We start from the raw sequence: 18,641 nt of genomic DNA, 5'->3' as shown, positions 1-18,641 counted from the left end.
CTGTCCGGGAGGCTTTGAGCAACTGTTGGCATCACTGGATTCAATTGTGGGGGGGCTTGCTCCCTAAAGCGGCGGATCAGTCAACGCATGCATCGACTGACACTCTGCAATCGGGAGCAAGCCCCTCCCACATTTGGATTGTGTCGAGGCTTGAGCCTTATTCCACTGCTGGCGCAGGCTGGATCGCCAACTGGTCGGCCAGCCGCACGAAGGCGGCGAGGTCCAGCTGTTCAGGGCGCAGGCTGCCGTCGACGCCGGCGGCTTCGATTTCGGCATTGCTCAGCAGTGCCTTGAGCGTGTTGCGCAAGGTTTTGCGGCGTTGGTTGAACGCTTCACGCACTACGCGCTCCAGCAGTTTGTGATCCTTGGCTGGATGCGGCAGCACGGCGTGGGGCACCAGGCGCACGATGGCCGAGTCGACCTTCGGCGGCGGGTTGAACGCGCCGGGGCCGACGTTGAACAGGTGCTCAACGCGACAATGGTACTGAACCATGATCGATAGCCGGCCCCAATCACCGCCGCCAGGGCCGGCGGCCAGACGCTCGACCACTTCCTTTTGCAGCATGAAGTGCATGTCGCGGATGATCGAGGCGTTGTTGAGCAGGTGAAAGATCAGCGGTGTGGAGATGTTGTAGGGCAGGTTGCCCACTACTCGCAAGCTGTTGGGCGCGGCATTGAGGCTGTTGAAGTCGAACTTCAGCGCGTCGCCCTGGTGCAGGTTGAAGTTGGTCTTGCCGGCGAACTGCTGGTTGAGGATCGGGATCAGGTCCTTGTCCAACTCAACCACGTCGAGCTGGCCGCCGCTGGCCAGCAGGCCTTGGGTCAGCGCGCCCTGGCCCGGGCCGATTTCCAGCAGGCGATCTTCTGGCTTGGCGTGGATGGAGCGCAGGATGCGGTCGATCACGCCAGCGTCGTGCAGGAAGTTTTGCCCGAAGCGCTTGCGCGCCCGGTGTTGGTAATGCTCGGTCATATACGGGTCTCGGCCATCTGATAGGCGGTTTCCAGGGCCACGTGCAGGCTGCCGGTATCTATTTTGCCGCTGCCCGCGAGGTCCAGGGCGGTGCCATGGTCGACGGAGGTGCGGATGATCGGCAGGCCCAGTGTCACGTTGACGGCGGCGCCGAAGCCTTTGTACTTCAGCACGGGCAGTCCCTGGTCGTGGTACATCGCCAGCACTGCGTCGCAGTGCTCCAGATATTTGGGGGTAAACAGAGTGTCCGCCGGCAGCGGGCCGCGCAGGTCCATGCCTTCTTGGCGCAGACGCTCCAGGGTGGGTTCGATGATGTCGATTTCTTCATGGCCCAGGTGGCCGCCTTCGCCGGCGTGTGGGTTGAGCCCACAGACCAGAATACGGGGCCGGGCAATGCCGAATTTGTGTTGCAGGTCGGCGTGCAGGATGCGCGTCACACGCTCCACTCGCTCGGCGGTGATGGCGTCGGCGACGTCCCGCAGTGGCAGGTGCGTGGTCACCAGGGCGACGCGCAGGCCACGGGTGGCCAGCATCATCACCACTTGTTCGGTATGGGTCAGTTCGGCGAGGAATTCGGTATGCCCGGAAAAGGCAATGCCGGATTCATTGATCACGCCCTTGTGCACCGGGGCGGTGATCATGCCGGCGAAGTCACCGTTGAGGCAGCCAAGGCCTGCGCGGGTGAGGGTTTCGAGTACGAAGGCCGCGTTGGCCTTGTCCAACTGACCAGCAATGACCCTGGCTTGCAAGGGCGTGTCCCACACGTACAGGCTGCCCGCCGGGGCCGGCAGCTCCGGCCAGTTGCCCGGCGCCACGTCCAGCAGCGTGACAGCCACACCCAACTGCGCGGCCCGCTCAAGGAGCAGGTCGCGGCTGGTTATGGCGATCAGGGGATGCGGCTGGGCGTGCGAGGCGAGCAGCAGGCACAGGTCTGGACCAATGCCGGCCGGCTCGCCGGGTGTCACTGCGAAACGCTGTGGTTTCACTGAGTAGCCTGGTCGGTGCCTGTTTGCTCGGCGCCTGGCAGCTTGTTTTCCACGTAGGCTTCGTCACGGATCTGACGTAACCAGGTTTGCAGCTCTTCGTCGTACTTGCGGTTACGCAGCACGGTCAGCGCTTGTTGCTCGCGGGCCTGGTTGGTGTTGTCGGTAGCACGACGGCCGAGGACTTCCAGTACGTGCCAGCCGTATTGAGTCTTGAACGGCTTGGACAGCACGCCTTGCGGAGTCTTGGCCATCACGTCCTGAAACTCCGGCACCAGCGCACGCGGGTCGATCCAGTTGAGGTCGCCGCCGTTGAGGGCAGAACCCGGGTCTTCCGAGAAGCTCTTGGCCAGGGTGGCGAAGTCTTCACCGCTTTCGATGCGGTCATAGATCTTCTGCGCCAGTTCCTTGGTTTGCGCCTCAGTGCGGATTTCACTTGGCTTGACCAGGATATGACGTACATGCACTTCGTCTTTGAGCGAAGTCTCGCCGCCACGACGTTCCAGCAGCTTCAAGATAATGAAGCCGCCCGGGGTACGGGCCGGCTGAGTAATGCCACCGACTTGCATGGCGCTCAGCTCACGGTCGAACGGAGGTGGCAGTTGCGCGGCTTTACGCCAGCCCATGTCACCGCCCTCAAGGGCATTGTCGCTACCGGATTGGGCAATGGCCATTTGAGCAAAGTCGGCACCGGCTTTCAGGCGATCATAGATAGCCTGGGTTTTCGCGGCGGCGGCGTTGAGCTGCTCGGAGTTGGCGCTGTCCGGGGTCGGGATCAGGATATTGGCCAGGTGCAGTTCTTCGGAAAGCTGCATCTTGCCCAGGTCCGACGCGAGGAAGTTCTTCACTTCCTGCTCGGATACCTGAACCCGCTCGGCCACACGGCGTTGGCGTACACGGCTGATGATCATCTCGCGGCGGATCTGGTCACGGGCGTCTTCATAGGAAAGACCATCGTGGGCCAGGGCGGCGCGGAACTGGTCGATGCTCATGTTGTTGCGCTGAGCAATGGTACCGACGGCCTGGTTCAGTTCTTCGTCCGAGATACGGATGCCGGAACGCTCGCCGATCTGCAGTTGCAGGTTTTCGACGATCAGGCGCTCCAGTACCTGCTGGTCCAGCACGCTGGTCGGCGGCACACCACCGCCACGCTTGGCGATGGTCTGCTGGACTTCCTTGACGCGCTGGTCGAGTTGGCTCTGCATGATCACGTCGTTATCGACGATGGCCACGACCTTATCCAGCTGTTGAACCGCAGCGTGCGCTGATGCAGCACCCAGGAACAGCGCGCCCAGCAGGAGCGGGCGCACACAATCAGAAAGCTTGATCTTCACGTTGACGATAACCTTCAATGCCTTTGTCGAGGAAGCTCTCTACCTTGGCGCCGGTCAGGCCGCCGAGTCCTTTGAGGACGATCTGGAAGAAGAGCCCGTGGTCACCCTTTTCGTTAAGCGGGGCGATCTGCGTGTATTCGTCGTTGGAAACCCAGTAACGGTTGATGACGCGCAGTTTCCAGCAGCAGTTGTCGTACTCGAAACCACCGAAGGCTTCCAGAGTGCGGTTGCGGGCGTAGTCATACTGCCAGCGGGTGATCAGGTTCCACTGCGGAATGATCGGCCACATCATCGAGAAGTCGTGTTGCTGGATTTTGTAGTAATCCTTCACGAAGTTCTGATCGCCTACTTGACCATAGTCACCACCAAATTGCCATTTGCCGGTCAGTTGGTTGTAGACCACCTGGTCGTTACGATAGCGGTAGCCCAGGTTGACGATCTTGTTCGGGTTGTCTTCCGGCTGGTAGTGGAACATTGCACTGCCGGAACGTGGCGAGTGGCTCACCGGGTCCCAGTTATAGTCGGCTGTGGCGCGCCAGTCGCGGTTGAAGCGGAACTCGTAGTCCAGCGCGATCGGCGATACATCGGTCTTGGCGTCGTCACGGTCGGCAGCCAGGACGCCGGGCAGTTGAACCTTGCGATCCTTGAAGTACAGGGCCTGGCCGATGGACACACGCTGACGTTCAAAGCCGTTTTCTTCGATCCAGCGGCTGGTCACACCCAGGGACAGCTTGTTTTCATCGCCGATCCGGTCATTGCCACTGAAGCGGTTGTCGCGGAACAGCGAGGCGTAGCTGAACGTGTTTTCACTGGTGTCAAAGACCGGGATGTCGCTCTGGTCCTTGTTCGGCACGTAGAGGTAGTAAGCGCGAGGCTCAAGAGTCTGGTTGTATTCTTTGCCGAACCAGTTGGTCTTGCGGTCGAAGAACAGGCCGCTATCTACGCTGGCGATCGGCACAGCACGGTCTTGAGAGCTATTGAAGTTGCCACCTGCGTAAGGAGCGGCCGCTGTTGCCTGATTCTGAGCCGCAATGATCTGGTTCTTGCCAGTGGTGTCCAGATCAAGATCGTACTTGGTATAGACATACTTGAGCTTCGGCGTAATGAAGCCATACGTCCAGTTCATCGGCAGCGACATGCTTGGGGCAAGATTCAGACGTGTGCCATTTGCACGAGTCAGCCCGGAGACGTTTGTATCAAGGCGACGTGTTCCAACGCTACCATCGGGGTTAACCGGCCCGCCATCCTTATCAAGATAATTGCCAGTCAGCAGGTCACGTTCAAACCTGACCGCCTCGGTTTCGTAGTTGAAATCCAAACCGCCAGGATGGTAGGGCAATGCACCATTGAAGGTGATCTGCGGCAGGCGGTCGTAAGGAGTGATCTGCGACACGGTTGCCAACTGGTACGCCTGCAGGTTCAGACGTGCCTGGTAGCTGTCGCCACGATAAGACACCGAGCCCTGCTGATTGACGAAGTCCGACGTCTCGATCCCGATCTGGTTGGACTTAAGGTCCTGGAAGTAATAAGGATCGCTGATCTTGGTGTAGTCAACTTGCGTGAGCACGCGCGAATCCAGCCCGCCCTTGTGCTGCCAGTTGAGCATGTAGCGGGTTTTTTCCGAATCCGTCTGCTTGCTGCGCTCGTCACTGTCGTCGTTCAGGTACGCGCCGCCGAACTGGCCTTCGCTGGACTTGGTGAGGTAGCGGAATTCGCCTTCCATCAACAGGCCGCGCTTGGTCATGTACTGCGGGTACAACGTGGCGTCATAGTTCGGCGCCAGGTTGAAGTAGTACGGCGTTGTCAATGCAAAGCCACTCTCGCTGCCGGTAGCGAAGCTCGGCGGCAGGAAGCCGGATTGACGACGGTCATCGATCGGGAAATAGATGTACGGGGTGTACAGGATCGGGATGTTCTTGACCCGCAACGTCGCGTTGGTGGCCGTGCCGAAACCGGTGGCCGGGTTCAGCGTGATGTTGTTGCCGCGCAGTTGCCAGGCGTTGCTGTCCGGCTCGCAGGTGGTGTACGTACCGTCCTTGAGACGGATGATCGCGTTTTCGGCACGCTTGGCGTACAGCGCGTTACCGCGGATACGCGACTTGTGCATCACGTACTCGGCGTTGTCGATTTGCGCAGCACCGGTGTCCAGCTGGACCTCGGCATGGTCGCCGACGATCAGCGCGCCATTGTCGCGCAGACGCACGTTACCGTTCAGCTCGCCACGGTTCTCGGCCTGGTACAGGCTGGCTTCCTGGGATTCGAGCTGCATGCTGCCCTGGCGCATGACCACGTCACCGGCGAGGGTCGCGACCTGCGACTCCTGCTCGTAACGGGAGGCCTTGGCGCCGATGAAGGTGGGCGCATCGCTCTTGTCCGTCTTGTCGTTCATGCCAGGACGAATCGGCTCGATGTACGCACCGCCGCAGTACGGGCCGGTTTCGGCCAGTTGGGCTGCGGTCAGCTTATTGCGCGGCACCCAGTCCAGGTGGCTGTAGTCGGCGCTGCGCGAACGCAGGCCACGGCCCTTGGATTCGGTGACCAGCGCCGTCTTCGGCTCGGCCTCGGCAGTGCCACCCGCAGCGGCCTGGGCCGTGCTGTTGGCCGAGCTGACGGCAGCGCCGTCATGCACCGGGCGCGGTGGTAATGGGGCGGCGGCGGTTTTCGGCGCGCAATCCCAGGCACCCGAAGCAGAGACTGAGCAGTCATACTGTTCCGCGGCGACCACGAATGAGGTGGCGAAAGGTTGCATGGCCAGCAGACTGCCGGTTACCAGCAACGGAAATTTTCTACGAAACGCGGGGGATTTCAATGCCATCTTATTAGTCCGGGCTTCCTGCGTGCCATCTGCCCGCGGTTTGGGCCGCACGCCTCTCGATGGTCTGAAAAAGATGCGTGATAATAAAGCATGCCCCGCTTGACGGCTAGCGCCGTCGGAGACCCTTGTAATGCCCGAGCACGATCTACGTTTACAACAGCTGGAAGTCTGGCTGGATGAGCAGTTGCCGATCCTTTTCAACGCTCAGGACTGGGGCGCCGTACCCCCGGCCACATTGACTGCGGCCAGCAGCGACGCGAGTTTCAGGCGTTATTTCCGTTGGGAGGGGGGCGGCCGCACGTTGGTCGTGATGGACGCACCACCCCCTCAGGAAAACTGCAAACCTTTCGTCGATATCGCTTATTTGCTGGCGAAATCAGGAATAAATGTCCCAAAAATTTATGCAGAAGATCTGCCGCGCGGCTTTCTTTTGCTCAATGACCTGGGCACAAAGACCTTTCTTGACGTGATCGACACGCAAAATGCCGACGCCCTGTTCGCCGATGCCATCGATGCCTTGCTGGCTTTTCAGCAGTTGCCGATGGACGAGCCGCTGCCCAGTTACGACGTGGCCTTGCTGCGCCGCGAGCTGGAATTGTTCCCCGAGTGGTACGTGCGTCGGCACCTGGGTCTGGAGCTGGACCCGCAGCAGCAGGCTCTCTGGCAGCGCGCCAGCGACCTGCTGATCGACAGCGCCCTGGCCCAGCCCAAGGTGTTGGTGCACCGCGACTACATGCCGCGCAACCTCATGCTCAGCACGCCCAATCCCGGCGTGCTCGACTTCCAGGACGCAGTCTACGGCCCGGTGACCTACGACATCACCTGCCTGTTCAAGGATGCCTTCCTCAGTTGGCCCCAGGCCCGCGTGCGTGAATGGCAGCGCGGTTACTGGGAGCGCGCCGTACAACTGGGCATCCCGGTGCAGGCGGATTTCGACGACTTCCTGCGCGCCAGCGACCTGATGGGTGTGCAACGTCACCTCAAGGTCATCGGCATCTTCTCGCGTATCTGCCACCGCGACGGCAAGCCGCGTTACCTGGCCGATGTGCCGCGTTTCTTTGCTTATATAGAAGCCGTGCTCGCCGAGCGCCCCGAACTCGATGCGCTGGGTGAGCTGCTTTGCAGCCTGCGCCAGCCGGCCGAGGCCGTGTTATGAAGGCGATGATCCTGGCGGCCGGCAAGGGCGAACGCATGCGCCCGCTCACCCTGCACACGCCCAAGCCGCTGGTGCAGGCCGGCGGCAAGCGCTTGATCGAATATCACCTGGAGGCGCTGGCCAGGGCAGGCTTTACCGACATCGTGATCAACCATGCCTGGCTCGGCCAACAGATCGAGCGCTACCTTGGCGACGGCGCGCAGTTCGGTGTGCGCATCCGTTATTCCGCCGAGGGCGAGCCGCTGGAAACCGGCGGCGGGATTTTCCAGGCCTTGCCGCTGCTGGGGGATGAGCCGTTTCTGGTGGTCAATGGCGATATCTGGACCGACTACGACTTTACCCGTCTCAAGCAGCCGATCCAGGGCCTGGCCCACCTGGTGATGGTCGACAACCCGGCGCATCACCCTTCGGGCGGGGATTTTCGCCTGGATGACGGCCTGCTTCATGATGCGGCGCCCGGTGCCGATAACCTGACCTTCAGTGGCATTTCAGTGCTCGACCCACGTTTGTTCGCGGGTTGCGGCGCTGGCGCCTTCAAACTCGCGCCGCTGTTGCGCGAGGCGATGGCCAGGGATCAGGTAACGGGAGAGCACATGACGGGACGCTGGATTGATGTCGGCACGCTGGAGCGTCTGGCGCAGGTCGAAACCCTGCTGACCGCGGGGCACTAGCATGCTGTGGCCAGGGACGCTGATCGGCGCCGGGGCTGGCTATGCCATTGCCAGTATTCCGGGGGCTTTATTGGGCGCATTGCTGGGGCAGGCGCTGGACCGCCGCCTGCAGTTGCAAAGCTGGGAACAGTTGCGTGAACGCCTGGGTGGGCGCCCGGTGTTGCGCAACGACGAATTGTTGTTTGTGCTGCTGGGCCGCCTGGCCAAAAGCAACGGCCGCGTGGTGGATGGGCATATCCAGCAGGCCCGCCAGGAAATGCGTGCACTGGACATGAGCGAGCCGGCCCGGCATCGGGCAATTGCTGCGTTTAATCGGGGCAAGTCCGGATCCGACCGGGTGCGCACCTATTTGCGCGTGCTCAAGGCCCAGCCCCATGCGGCGGAGGGTGTGCTGCGCGCCTGCTGGCGCATGGCCTGGGCGGACGGCAAGGCGGACAACGCCGAGCGCGACCTCATTGATCTGTGGGGCAAATGGCTGGGCTGGACCCCGCAACAGCTACAGGCGCTGGCGTCCGACTATGCACCGGAGCGCAAGCCGGTGGCCAACCGCGGCGGTGCCTATCAGGACGCCCTGCGCATTCTGGGGGTGACCGCGACGAGCGAACCGTCCGTGATCAAGCGTGCCTACCGTCGCCTGCTCAGCCGCCATCACCCGGATAAAATCGCTGGCTCAGGCGCCAGCCCCGCGCAAGTGCGCGAGGCCACCGAACGTACCCGGGAGTTGCACAATGCATATGCGTTGATTCGCGAGCGCCGGGATTTTCGCTGACAGTGTCCAAATGACAACCCAATGAATACAGGAGGAGTTGCTTCCGACCGAAGACCTCTGTGGCGAGCGGGCTTGCCCCGCGTTGGGGTGCGAAGCGCCCCCAATCGAGCAAAACGCGGTGTACCTGATACGGCTCAGCGCCTGGCTTTGGGGCTGCTGCGCAGCCCAACGCAGGACAAGCCTGCTCGCCACAGGGAATCTGCGCTTAACTGAACGGCATTAGGGCAAGCCCGCTCGCCACAATGGCCCCCTGACTACTGGGTTTAAGCATTCAACCTGGTTCTGTGGTGTCAGTCGGCGTTGCCCTGCGGACTCAGCCAGCCGCGAACCCTGCGGTACAACTGCTCCTGCTCGGCCGAGCTGTTGCCGGGCAGCGTCTTGAGCGACACCTGCTTGTAACCCTCATTTTTCGCGCGCTTGGCGGCCTGGCTGCGCGCCAGGGCGTTTTTGCTGGCGGCTGCGCTGTCTTGATAGAAGACGTCCGCAGTCGGCAGTTTCAGCGCCGGTGCCAGTTGCAGCAGGTCCGGCTGGCGGGCCGGCGGGGTCTTGCCGGCCACCATCACCAGTTTCTGCACCTGGGCCGGTTGTTTTTCGCTCAGGTAACGCGCGGCCCACCAGGCACCGGTGCCATGGCCGAGCAGCACCACGCTGCGCGCGCTCTGGGCCTGGGCGAAGGCCACGGCGGCGTCGATACGGTCGAAGATGCGTTTGGCGTCGGTCTTGTCCTGTTCATCCGCACCGGGTACCACGGCCGGGTCGGTGCCTTCGGCCTCGGCGCTGGCGGCCTGTTCGATCGGCTTGGCGGCGGTGCTGCCTTCCTTGCTGCTGGTGTCAACGGCGGCCTTGGGAGATTCCATTACCCGGGGCGGCAGGGTGTCGAGGTTCACGTCCGGCAACGACAGACTGAGCGTGCCCCAGTTGGCGTCCGGCAATTTACGTCGCAGCGGCGCAACTGCCTGCGGCCAGTCCGCCGTTTCCCCGGCACCCGGCACGATAATCACCACACCTTCGGCTTCGGCGCTGTTGGCCGGCTTCCACAGGGCCAGGAATGACTCGCTGCCAGCCTGCAGTTGTTGCTGCTCGCCACGCGGGAGCTGGCGCTCGAGGGCGGCGGACTCTTCCTGGCTGCGCTCCACCAGAGGCTGGCGCTCGGCCGGTTTTTCGGCGGCGGGCGCAGGGGCGTCGGCGGCCTGGACAGAAAAGGCGCTGGTAAATAACAGCGACAGGCACAATGCTGGCACTGCTGAGCGGTTGGGTGATGGCATCGTTGCTTCCCGGCCGGAATGATTCCAGCAGCCTAATGGGTTGGTCAGTATTTGTCAGTGACGTGAGACGTGATCATGGGTTTTCGCTGTGTGCTGTTTATCGGCGGTCTGTGCCTCGCCTTGATCGCCAATGCGGCCCCTGCGCCGGGCATACCGCAGGCGCAACTCAATGCCGAGCAACGGGAATGGCTGGCCCGTCATCCGCAACTGCGCGTCGGCCTGGTGCTGCAGGCACCGTATGCGCAATACGACCGGCGGTTGCAGCGTTTGTCCGGAGCCAATGTGGAATTGATGCAATGGCTGGCCAAGGCGCTGAACATCGAGCTGTCGTGGCGCAATTTTCCTGCTCAGGATTCACTCGAAACCGCCCTGCGCGACGGCGAGATCGATATTGCCCCCGGCTTGCAGCAAACCCCGGCCGGCTTGCGCCTGTGGTCGTTCAGCGATCCCTACATGCGCGTGCCGCAGCACATCGTCGGCATTCGCGAGGGCGGCGGTGCGGTGGAGCTGGAAAAGCTCGACAGCCTCTCGCGCATCGCCGTGCGCATGCCCAGCGCAGTGGCCGATTATCTGCGCAGCACTTATCCCGGCCTCAATCTGCAAGGCGTGCCCATGGAGCGCCAGGCCCTGCAATTGTTGGTGAGCCAGCAGGCCCGCTATGCGGTGGTGGACGAAGCGCAGTTGAGCCGGCTGTCGGGCGAAGCGGAGTTCGCCGGGTTGGCGGTGGTGGGCGATGTTGGCCTGCCGCAATTGCTGCGGGTGGCGACGCGCCGCGATTGGCCCCAGCTGGCGGGCATTATGCAGAGCGCCCTGCGCGCCATCCCCGCCCGCGACCTCGACCAATTGCACAATCGCTGGCTGCAACCCCAGTATCCACGCCTGTCCGCATCCCCAGGGTTGTGGCAAAACCTCTGCCTGCTGCTGGGCCTGTTGCTGCTTGCCAGCCTGACGCTGGTGGCCTGGCAGCGCCGTCAGCAGCGCGGGCTCGAACGCAGCCTGCTGGCCGCGCGTGAAGAAAGTGCCGCCCGCGCCGCCGGTGCCGAAGCGTTACGGCTGACGCAGTTTTCCATCGATCAAAGCACCGTCGGAATTCTCTGGGTCAACTGGGACAGCCATGTGCGCTACGCCAACCGTGCGGCCGAAAGCATGCTCGGCTACGGCCCCGGCGCGCTGATCGAACGGCCGCTGGCCGCGCTTGATCCCACGTTGGACATGGACCGCTGGCTCAACCTGTGGAAGCGCGCGCGGGCCAACGAAGAGGCGCCACAGAACTTCGCCACCGACTGCACGCGAGCCGATGGCAGCATCGTGCCAGTCACGGTGTCGCTGAGTTTTCTGCGCTTTGCCGAGGCCGAATACCTGGTGGTCTACCTCAATGACGTCACCGAACTGCGCCGCACCCTGGCTGCCTTGCTGCAAAGCGAAGCGCAATTGCGCGAACTCTCCGCCCACCTGGAAACCGTGCGCGAAGAAGAAAAAGCACGCATCGCCCGCGAGGTGCACGACGAACTCGGGCAGATGCTCACGGTACTCAAGCTGGAAACCTCCATGTGCGAGTTGGCCTATGCGCAGCTTGATCCCGGGCTGCATGAGCGCTTGAACAGCATGAAGCGTCTGATTGCCCAACTGTTCCAACTGGTGCGCGACGTGGCCACGGCCCTGCGCCCGCCGATTCTGGACGCCGGGATCGGCTCGGCCATCGAATGGCAGGCGCGGCGGTTCGAAGCGCGTACGCAGATTCCTTGCCTGGTGCAGGTGCCGGAACACCTGCCGGCCCTGAGTGATGCCAAGGCCATCGGCCTGTTCCGTATCCTGCAGGAGGCGCTGACCAATGTGATGCGCCATGCCCAGGCGCATACTGTCGAACTGACCCTGGCGATAGACGGCGAGTCCCTGCGGCTGAGCATCAGCGATGACGGCGTGGGGTTCGTCCAGACCGGGGAGCGCCCGGTGTCGTTCGGCCTGGTGGGCATGCGCGAGCGGGTGCTGATCATGGGCGGGCTGTTGACCCTGGACAGCGCGTTGGGGGAGGGCACCACCCTGAGTGTCACGGTGCCGCTGGATGCCTAACTACAAAAGGAAACCCCTGTGATCCGCGTACTGGTAGCCGAAGACCACACCATTGTTCGAGAAGGCATCAAGCAATTGATCGGTCTGGCCAAAGACCTGCTGGTGGTTGGCGAGGCCAGCAACGGCGAGCAGTTGCTCGAGACCTTGCGCCATGTGCCCTGCGAAGTGGTGCTGCTGGATATTTCGATGCCGGGCGTCAATGGGCTGGAAGCGATTGCGCGTATTCGCGCGCTGAACGATCCGCCGGCGATCCTGGTGCTGTCGATGCACGACGAAGCCCAAATGGCCGCGCGCGCCCTGAAAGTCGGTGCGGCAGGGTACGCCACCAAGGACAGCGACCCCGCGCTGCTGCTGGCGGCGATTCGCAAGGTGGCGGCGGGCGGGCGCTATATCGACCCGGACCTGGCCGATCGGATGGTCTTCGAAGTCGGCCTCACCGACTCGCGGCCGTTGCATTCGCTGCTCTCGGAGCGGGAGTTTTCGGTGTTCGAGCGCCTGGCCCAGGGCGCCAACGTCAATGACATCGCCCAGCAACTGGCCCTGAGCAACAAGACCATCAGCACCCACAAGGCGCGTTTGATGCAGAAGCTGCATATCACCTCATTGGCCGAGCTGGTGAAGTACGCCATGGAGCACAAGCTTCTCTAGCGACTTACCCAATAACGACGACCCGGAAAACCACCGCCGCACCGTTCCTGCCGTGTGCAGCTCGCGCCTTGCCACGGCACTGTCCCATCCCCGCCATCGGTGTAGGGCAATCCCTACCCGCCACCTTCCGTCCGGCTGATGCGATTCTCTCCTGGCCCCCGATTTCCGGGGCCTCGCGCCTGGACTACGCTTGTGCCACAGCAGTCCAAAACACAAAGGTGCGGGTATGAGCGAGGTGGATTCAAAGGATGTGCTGGTCAGCTTTCGTGGCGTGCAGAAGAGCTACGACGGCGAGAACCTGATCGTCAAGGACCTCAACCTGGAGATTCGCAAGGGCGAGTTCCTCACCCTGCTCGGGCCGTCCGGTTCGGGCAAGACCACCAGCCTGATGATGCTCGCCGGTTTCGAGACACCCACCGCCGGCGAGATCCAGCTGGCCGGGCGCTCCATCAACAACGTGCCGCCGCACAAGCGCGATATCGGCATGGTGTTCCAGAATTACGCGCTGTTCCCGCACATGACCGTCGCCGAAAACCTCGCCTTTCCCTTGTCGGTACGCTCGTTGAGCAAGACCGATATCAGCGAACGGGTCAAGCGCGTGCTGAGCATGGTCCAGCTCGATGCCTTCGCCCAGCGCTACCCCGCGCAGCTGTCCGGCGGCCAGCAACAGCGCGTGGCCCTGGCCCGCGCGCTGGTGTTCGAGCCACAGTTGGTGTTGATGGACGAACCCCTCGGCGCCCTCGACAAGCAACTGCGCGAGCACATGCAGATGGAGATCAAGCACCTGCACCAGCGCCTCGGCTTGACCGTGGTGTACGTGACCCACGACCAGGGCGAAGCCTTGACCATGTCCGACCGCGTGGCGGTGTTTCATCAGGGCGAAATCCAGCAGATCGCCGCGCCGCGCAGCTTGTATGAAGAGCCGAAAAACACCTTCGTCGCCAACTTCATCGGCGAAAACAACCGCCTCAATGGCCGCCTGCACAGCCACACCGGCGAGCGTTGCGTGGTGGAGCTGGCGCGGGGCGAGAAGGTCGAGGCGCTGGCGGTGAACGTCGGCGAGGTCGGCGGCCCCGTCACCCTGTCGGTGCGCCCGGAGCGCGTCAGCCTCAACGGCACCAGCGAACGCTGCGTCAACCGTTTCTCCGGGCGCGTGGCGGAGTTCATCTACCTGGGCGACCACGTGCGGGTGCGCCTGGAGGTCTGCGGCAAGACCGATTTCTTTGTGAAACAACCGATTGCCGAGCTGGACCCGGCCCTGGCGGTCGGCGACGTGGTACCGATTGGCTGGCAAGTCGAGCACGTTCGCGCACTCGACCCACTTCTAGAGGCGAACTGATCGCCCCCTGGCTTCACCAACCCTGCACGTGGAGAGCACAACAATGTTGAAATCCCTTAAGTATTCGGCCCTGGCACTTGGCTTGATGGGCGCCACACAGGCCATGGCAGGCCCCGACCTGACCGTGGTGTCGTTCGGTGGCGCGAACAAGGCGGCCCAGGTCAAGGCGTTCTACGCGCCGTGGGAAAGTGCGGGCAATGGCAAGATTGTCGCCGGCGAATACAACGGTGAGATGGCCAAGGTGAAAGCCATGGTCGACACCAAGAGCGTGTCCTGGGACCTGGTGGAAGTGGAGTCGCCGGAACTGTCCCGTGGCTGCGACGAAGACATGTTCGAGCCACTCGACCCGAAACTGTTCGGCAACACCGCCGACTACGTGAAGGGCGCGATCCAGCCGTGCGGCGTGGGCTTCTTCGTGTGGTCGACCGTGCTGGCCTATAACGCCGACAAACTGGCTTCCGCGCCAACCAGTTGGGCGGATTTCTGGGACACCAAGAAATTCCCCGGCAAGCGTGGTCTGCGCAAGGGCGCCAAGTACACCCTGGAATTTGCGCTGATGGCCGACGGTGTAGCGCCCAAAGACGTGTACAAAGTGCTGGCCGGCAAAGATGGCCAGGACCGCGCATTCAAGAAACTCGACGAACTCAAACCGTCGATCCAGTGGTGGGAAGCCGGCGCACAGCCGCCGCAGTACCTGGCCTCGGGTGACGTGGTGATGAGTTCGGCCTACAACGGCCGCATCGCCGCCGTGCAGAAAGAAAGCAACCTCAAAGTGGTGTGGAATGGCGGTATCTACGACTTCGACGCCTGGGCCATCCCTAAAGGCCTGGCCAAGGACCGCGCGGAAGCGGCGAAGAAATTCATCGCCTTCTCAGTGCAGCCGCAGCAGCAGAAGACCTACTCGGAAAACATCGCCTACGGCCCGGCGAACACCCAGGCCGTGCCGTTGCTGGCCAAGGACGTCCTCAAGGACATGCCGACCACCCCGGAAAACATCGCCAACCAGGTGCAGATCGACGTGAGCTTCTGGGCCGATAACGGCGAGCAACTGGAGCAGCGCTTCAATTCCTGGGCGGCCAAGTAAGCAGCAGCACCGCTGACCCCCTGTGGTAGGGAGCAAGCCCCCTCCCACAAGGGTGTGCATTTATCTTCAATATCCGGAGTCAGCCATGGCCATCGCCGTTCCTTCGAACGAGGTCAACAGCCCCACCCTCAAGCAGCGCCTGGCGCGTGCCGAGCGGCTCAACCGCTGGAAGGCGCAGGCCTTGATTGCGCCGCTGGTGCTGTTTTTGCTGCTGGTGTTTCTGGTGCCGATTGTCGCGCTGTTGTTCAAGAGTGTCGGCAACCCGGAAGTGGTGGCGGGCTTGCCGCGTACCGTGGTGGCCGTGACGGCCTGGGACGGGCGCGGCCTGCCGGGCGAGCCGGTGTACCAGGCGCTCAGCGAAGACCTGGGCGAGGCGCGTAAAAACCAGACCCTGGGCGACTTGTCCAAACGCTTGAACATGGAACTGGCGGGCTATCGCAGCCTGCTGACGAAAACCGCGCGGGCGCTGCCGTTTGCCGAAACGCCCGGCTCTTACAAGCAAGCGCTGGAAAACCTCGACGAACGCTGGGGCGACCCAGCCTACTGGCAGGCGATCCGGCGCAATACCAGCAGCGTTACCCCGTACTACCTGCTGGCGGCCGTCGATCACCGCATCGACGACCTCGGCGAGATCGCCCCGGCCACGCCCGACCAGGCGATCTACCTGGACATCTTCGCCCGCACCTTCTGGATGGGCCTGGTGATCACCGTGATCTGCCTGCTGCTGGCCTACCCGCTGGCATACCTGCTGGCCAACCTGCCGGCGCGCAAAAGCAACCTGCTGATGATTCTGGTGCTGTTGCCGTTCTGGACCTCGATTCTGGTGCGGGTGGCGGCGTGGATCGTGTTGCTGCAGTCGGGCGGCCTGATCAACAGCGCGCTGATGGGCCTGGGCCTGATCGACAGCCCGCTGGAACTGGTGTTCAACCGCACCGGGGTCTACATCTCCATGGTGCACATTCTGCTGCCGTTCATGATTCTGCCGATCTACAGCGTGATGAAGGGCATTTCGCCTACCTACCTGCGTGCGGCGATTTCCCTGGGCTGTCACCCGTTCGCCAGTTTCTGGCGCGTGTACTTCCCGCAGACCTACGCCGGTGTCGGCGCTGGCTGCCTGCTGGTGTTCATTCTGGCGATTGGTTACTACATCACCCCGGCCTTGCTGGGCAGCCCGAACGACCAGATGGTCAGCTACTTCGTGGCGTTCTACACCAACACCAGCATCAATTGGGGCATGGCCACGGCATTGGGCGGCCTGCTGCTGCTGGCCACCGTGTTGCTGTACCTGATCTACAACCGACTGGTGGGCGCGAGCCGCCTGCGCCTGAGCTGAGGAGACCTTGCGATGCTGAGTCCTTATATGTCCCCGGTGGAGCGGGTGTGGTTCTACAGCCTGCGGGTGCTGTGCGGCCTGATCCTGCTGTTCCTGATTTTGCCGGTGCTGGTGATTATCCCGCTGTCGTTCAACAGCGGCAGTTTCCTGGTGTACCCGTTGCAGGGCTTTTCGCTGCATTGGTATGAGGATTTCTTTGCCTCGGCCGAATGGATGCGCGCGCTGAAGAACAGCATCATCGTGGCGCCGGCGGCCACCGTGCTGGCGATGGTGTTCGGCACGCTAGCGGCGATTGGCCTGACGCGCGGCAATTTTCCCGGCAAGGCGCTGGTGATGGCCCTGGTGATTTCGCCGATGGTGGTGCCGGTGGTGATTATCGGCGTGGCCAGTTATTTGTTCTTTGCACCGCTGGGGCTGGGCAACAGCTTTTTTTCGCTGATCGTGGTGCATGCGGTGCTGGGCGTGCCGTTCGTGATCATCACGGTGTCGGCCACCTTGCAGGGGTTCAACCATAATCTGGTGCGTGCGGCGGCGAGCCTCGGGGCCTCACCGTTGACCGCGTTTCGTCGGGTGACCTTGCCATTGATTGCGCCGGGGGTGATTTCCGGGGCGCTGTTCGCCTTTGCCACCTCGTTCGATGAGGTGGTGGTGACGCTGTTCCTCGCTGGTCCCGAGCAAGCCACCCTGCCACGGCAGATGTTCAGCGGTATCCGCGAAAACCTCAGCCCGACGATTGCCGCGGCGGCGACCTTGCTGATCGGGTTCTCGGTGCTGCTGTTGCTGACGCTGGAGTGGTTGCGTGGGCGCAGCGAGAAGCTGCGGACAGCGCAGGTCTAGAGATCAGATAGAGATCCATTGTGGGAGGGGGGCTTGCTCCCTCCCACATTTGAATTGCGTGCATTCAGATGCTGAATGGCAGACAACGCTCATCTGTCAGCTATCCTTGTGCCAGCCCATCACCGATAAGAGGCCGCGCACATGAGTACTTCCTCATTCAAGATCGCCCACAAACTGCTCACCGGCGCTGGCGCCATCGAGCAACTCGCCGCCGAACTCACGCGCCTGGATGTGGATAACCCGCTGATCGTCACCGATGCCGCGCTGGTCAAGTCCGGCACCGTGGCGCTGGCGCTCGAACACCTGGGCGGACGCACCTATGAGATTTTCGACCGTGTGCTGCCCGACCCGGAAATCGCCATCGTCGAAGACTGCATGCAGGTCTATCGCGACGGTGGGCACGACGGGCTGATCGGTCTGGGCGGCGGCAGTGCCATCGATATCGCCAAGAGCGTGGCGGCCTACGCCGGCTACCACGGCGCCCTGGCAGATTTGTTCGGCGTCGACCAGGTGCCGCGCAAAGGGCCGCCGCTGATCGCCATCCCCACCACGGCCGGCACTGGTTCGGAGGTGACCAATGTGGCGATCCTCTCCGACAAGGCGGCGCAATTGAAGAAGGGCATCGTCAGCGACTACCTGCTGCCGGATGTGGCGCTGATCAGCCCGCAAATGACCCTGACCTGCCCGCGCAGCGTCACCGCCGCCAGTGGTCTGGATGCGTTGGTGCATGCCATCGAGTCTTATCTGTCGCTGAATGCGTCGCCGATCACCGATGCGCTGGCCATTGGCGCGGTCAAGCTGATTGCCAACGCGCTGCCCAAGGCGTATGCCAACCCGGCCAATCTCAAGGCCCGTGACGATATGGCCACCGCCAGCCTGATGGCCGGCATGGCGTTCGGCAATGCCGGCGTGGGCGCGGTGCATGCGTTGGCGTACCCGCTGGGCGGACGCTTCAACATCGCCCACGGCGTGAGCAACGCGCTGTTGCTGCCCTACGTGATGCACTGGAACAAACTGGCCTGTGTCGAGCGCATGCAGGACATTGCCCAGGCCATGGGCGTGAATGTCACCGGGCTGAGCGCCAATGACGCCGCCGACCAGGCTGTCGAGGCGATGACGCGCCTGTGCGCTGCCGTCGAAATCCCGGCCGGGCTGCACAGTTTCGGGGTGCCCGAGGACGCAATCCCGGCCATGGCGGTGGAAGCGGCGGGCATCGAGCGTCTGATGCGCAACAACCCGCGCAAGCTCAGCGCGGCGGATATCGAGAAAATCTACCGGGCCGCTTTCTGATCCTTGAACGAGGTCACGGTGCGCGCGGCAAAGCATGAGGTATACAATGCGCGCCATCGTGATTTAGCTCAGAAAAG

At 62.7% G+C, this 18,641-nt stretch carries 15 protein-coding genes; 10 read left to right on the top strand and 5 right to left on the bottom strand.

The window, feature by feature from the left end; genetic code table 11:
• Positions 1-157: 157 nt before the first annotated feature.
• Genes rsmA through JOE32_RS14765 form a run of 4 tightly spaced genes read right to left on the bottom strand, consistent with a single transcriptional unit; the run spans position 158 to position 6,102 of the window.
• The gene (rsmA, locus tag JOE32_RS14780) at positions 158-970 is read right to left on the bottom strand and encodes a 16S rRNA (adenine(1518)-N(6)/adenine(1519)-N(6))-dimethyltransferase RsmA (RefSeq protein ID WP_057006674.1); all 813 of its coding nucleotides are present in this window, start codon (positions 968-970) and stop codon (positions 158-160) included.
• Positions 967-1,956 (bottom strand): 4-hydroxythreonine-4-phosphate dehydrogenase PdxA, encoded by a 990-nt coding sequence (gene pdxA / locus JOE32_RS14775; RefSeq protein ID WP_209985499.1) that lies wholly within the window; start codon positions 1,954-1,956, stop codon positions 967-969. Before pdxA ends, rsmA begins: the two co-directional genes overlap by 4 nt.
• Complete coding sequence (locus JOE32_RS14770) at positions 1,953-3,287, bottom strand: peptidylprolyl isomerase (protein WP_209985495.1); 1,335 nt, start codon at positions 3,285-3,287, stop codon at positions 1,953-1,955. Before JOE32_RS14770 ends, pdxA begins: the two co-directional genes overlap by 4 nt.
• Positions 3,268-6,102, bottom strand: a complete 2,835-nt coding sequence (locus tag JOE32_RS14765; protein WP_209985490.1) for an LPS-assembly protein LptD — start codon at positions 6,100-6,102, stop codon at positions 3,268-3,270. Before JOE32_RS14765 ends, JOE32_RS14770 begins: the two co-directional genes overlap by 20 nt.
• Positions 6,103-6,232: 130 nt before the next feature.
• Here JOE32_RS14765 and JOE32_RS14760 point away from each other — a divergent pair, with 130 nt between their 5' ends.
• The 3 genes from JOE32_RS14760 to JOE32_RS14750 are packed head-to-tail and all read left to right on the top strand — an operon-like array spanning position 6,233 to position 8,698.
• On the top strand, positions 6,233-7,258 hold the full coding sequence (locus tag JOE32_RS14760) for a phosphotransferase (protein WP_209985485.1): 1,026 nt from the start codon (positions 6,233-6,235) through the stop codon (positions 7,256-7,258).
• Positions 7,255-7,929 carry an N-acetylmuramate alpha-1-phosphate uridylyltransferase MurU gene (murU, locus tag JOE32_RS14755; protein WP_209985482.1) on the top strand — a complete coding sequence of 225 codons (675 nt, stop codon included), beginning with the start codon at positions 7,255-7,257 and terminating at the stop codon, positions 7,927-7,929. Before JOE32_RS14760 ends, murU begins: the two co-directional genes overlap by 4 nt.
• A gap of 1 nt (position 7,930) precedes the next feature.
• On the top strand, positions 7,931-8,698 hold the full coding sequence (locus tag JOE32_RS14750; protein WP_057006680.1) for a TerB family tellurite resistance protein: 768 nt from the start codon (positions 7,931-7,933) through the stop codon (positions 8,696-8,698).
• Positions 8,699-8,988: 290 nt separating this feature from the next.
• On the opposite strand, the gene JOE32_RS14745 is transcribed toward JOE32_RS14750, so the two are convergent.
• Positions 8,989-9,963, bottom strand: a complete 975-nt coding sequence (locus JOE32_RS14745; RefSeq protein ID WP_209985479.1) for an alpha/beta hydrolase family protein — start codon at positions 9,961-9,963, stop codon at positions 8,989-8,991.
• Positions 9,964-10,038: 75 nt separating this feature from the next.
• On the opposite strand from JOE32_RS14745, the gene JOE32_RS14740 reads away from it, so the two are divergent.
• The 7 genes from JOE32_RS14740 to JOE32_RS14710 all read left to right on the top strand — a co-directional run bounded on the left by JOE32_RS14740 (position 10,039) and on the right by JOE32_RS14710 (position 18,564).
• Complete coding sequence (locus JOE32_RS14740; protein ID WP_209985477.1) at positions 10,039-12,033, top strand: transporter substrate-binding domain-containing protein; 1,995 nt, start codon at positions 10,039-10,041, stop codon at positions 12,031-12,033.
• A gap of 18 nt (positions 12,034-12,051) precedes the next feature.
• On the top strand, positions 12,052-12,681 hold the full coding sequence (locus JOE32_RS14735) for a response regulator transcription factor (RefSeq protein WP_003232590.1): 630 nt from the start codon (positions 12,052-12,054) through the stop codon (positions 12,679-12,681).
• 226 nt (positions 12,682-12,907) lie between these two features.
• Positions 12,908-14,020 carry an ABC transporter ATP-binding protein gene (locus JOE32_RS14730; protein ID WP_209985475.1) on the top strand — a complete coding sequence of 371 codons (1,113 nt, stop codon included), beginning with the start codon at positions 12,908-12,910 and terminating at the stop codon, positions 14,018-14,020.
• 43 nt (positions 14,021-14,063) lie between these two features.
• Positions 14,064-15,104, top strand: a complete 1,041-nt coding sequence (locus tag JOE32_RS14725) for an ABC transporter substrate-binding protein (protein WP_209985472.1) — start codon at positions 14,064-14,066, stop codon at positions 15,102-15,104.
• An 85-nt stretch (positions 15,105-15,189) separates the two neighbouring features.
• Entirely contained in the window at positions 15,190-16,437 is a 1,248-nt protein-coding gene (locus JOE32_RS14720; RefSeq protein ID WP_209985469.1) for an ABC transporter permease, read from the top strand.
• A gap of 12 nt (positions 16,438-16,449) precedes the next feature.
• Entirely contained in the window at positions 16,450-17,274 is an 825-nt protein-coding gene (locus JOE32_RS14715; protein WP_209985466.1) for an ABC transporter permease, read from the top strand.
• Positions 17,275-17,415: 141 nt separating this feature from the next.
• The gene (locus tag JOE32_RS14710; protein WP_057006682.1) at positions 17,416-18,564 is read left to right on the top strand and encodes an iron-containing alcohol dehydrogenase; all 1,149 of its coding nucleotides are present in this window, start codon (positions 17,416-17,418) and stop codon (positions 18,562-18,564) included.
• Positions 18,565-18,641: the final 77 nt, after the last annotated feature.

This window comes from Pseudomonas sp. PvP025, from assembly GCF_017832155.1.
Classification (GTDB): Bacteria; Pseudomonadota; Gammaproteobacteria; order Pseudomonadales; family Pseudomonadaceae; genus Aquipseudomonas.
This window is presented reverse-complemented; position numbering and strand designations above follow the sequence as displayed.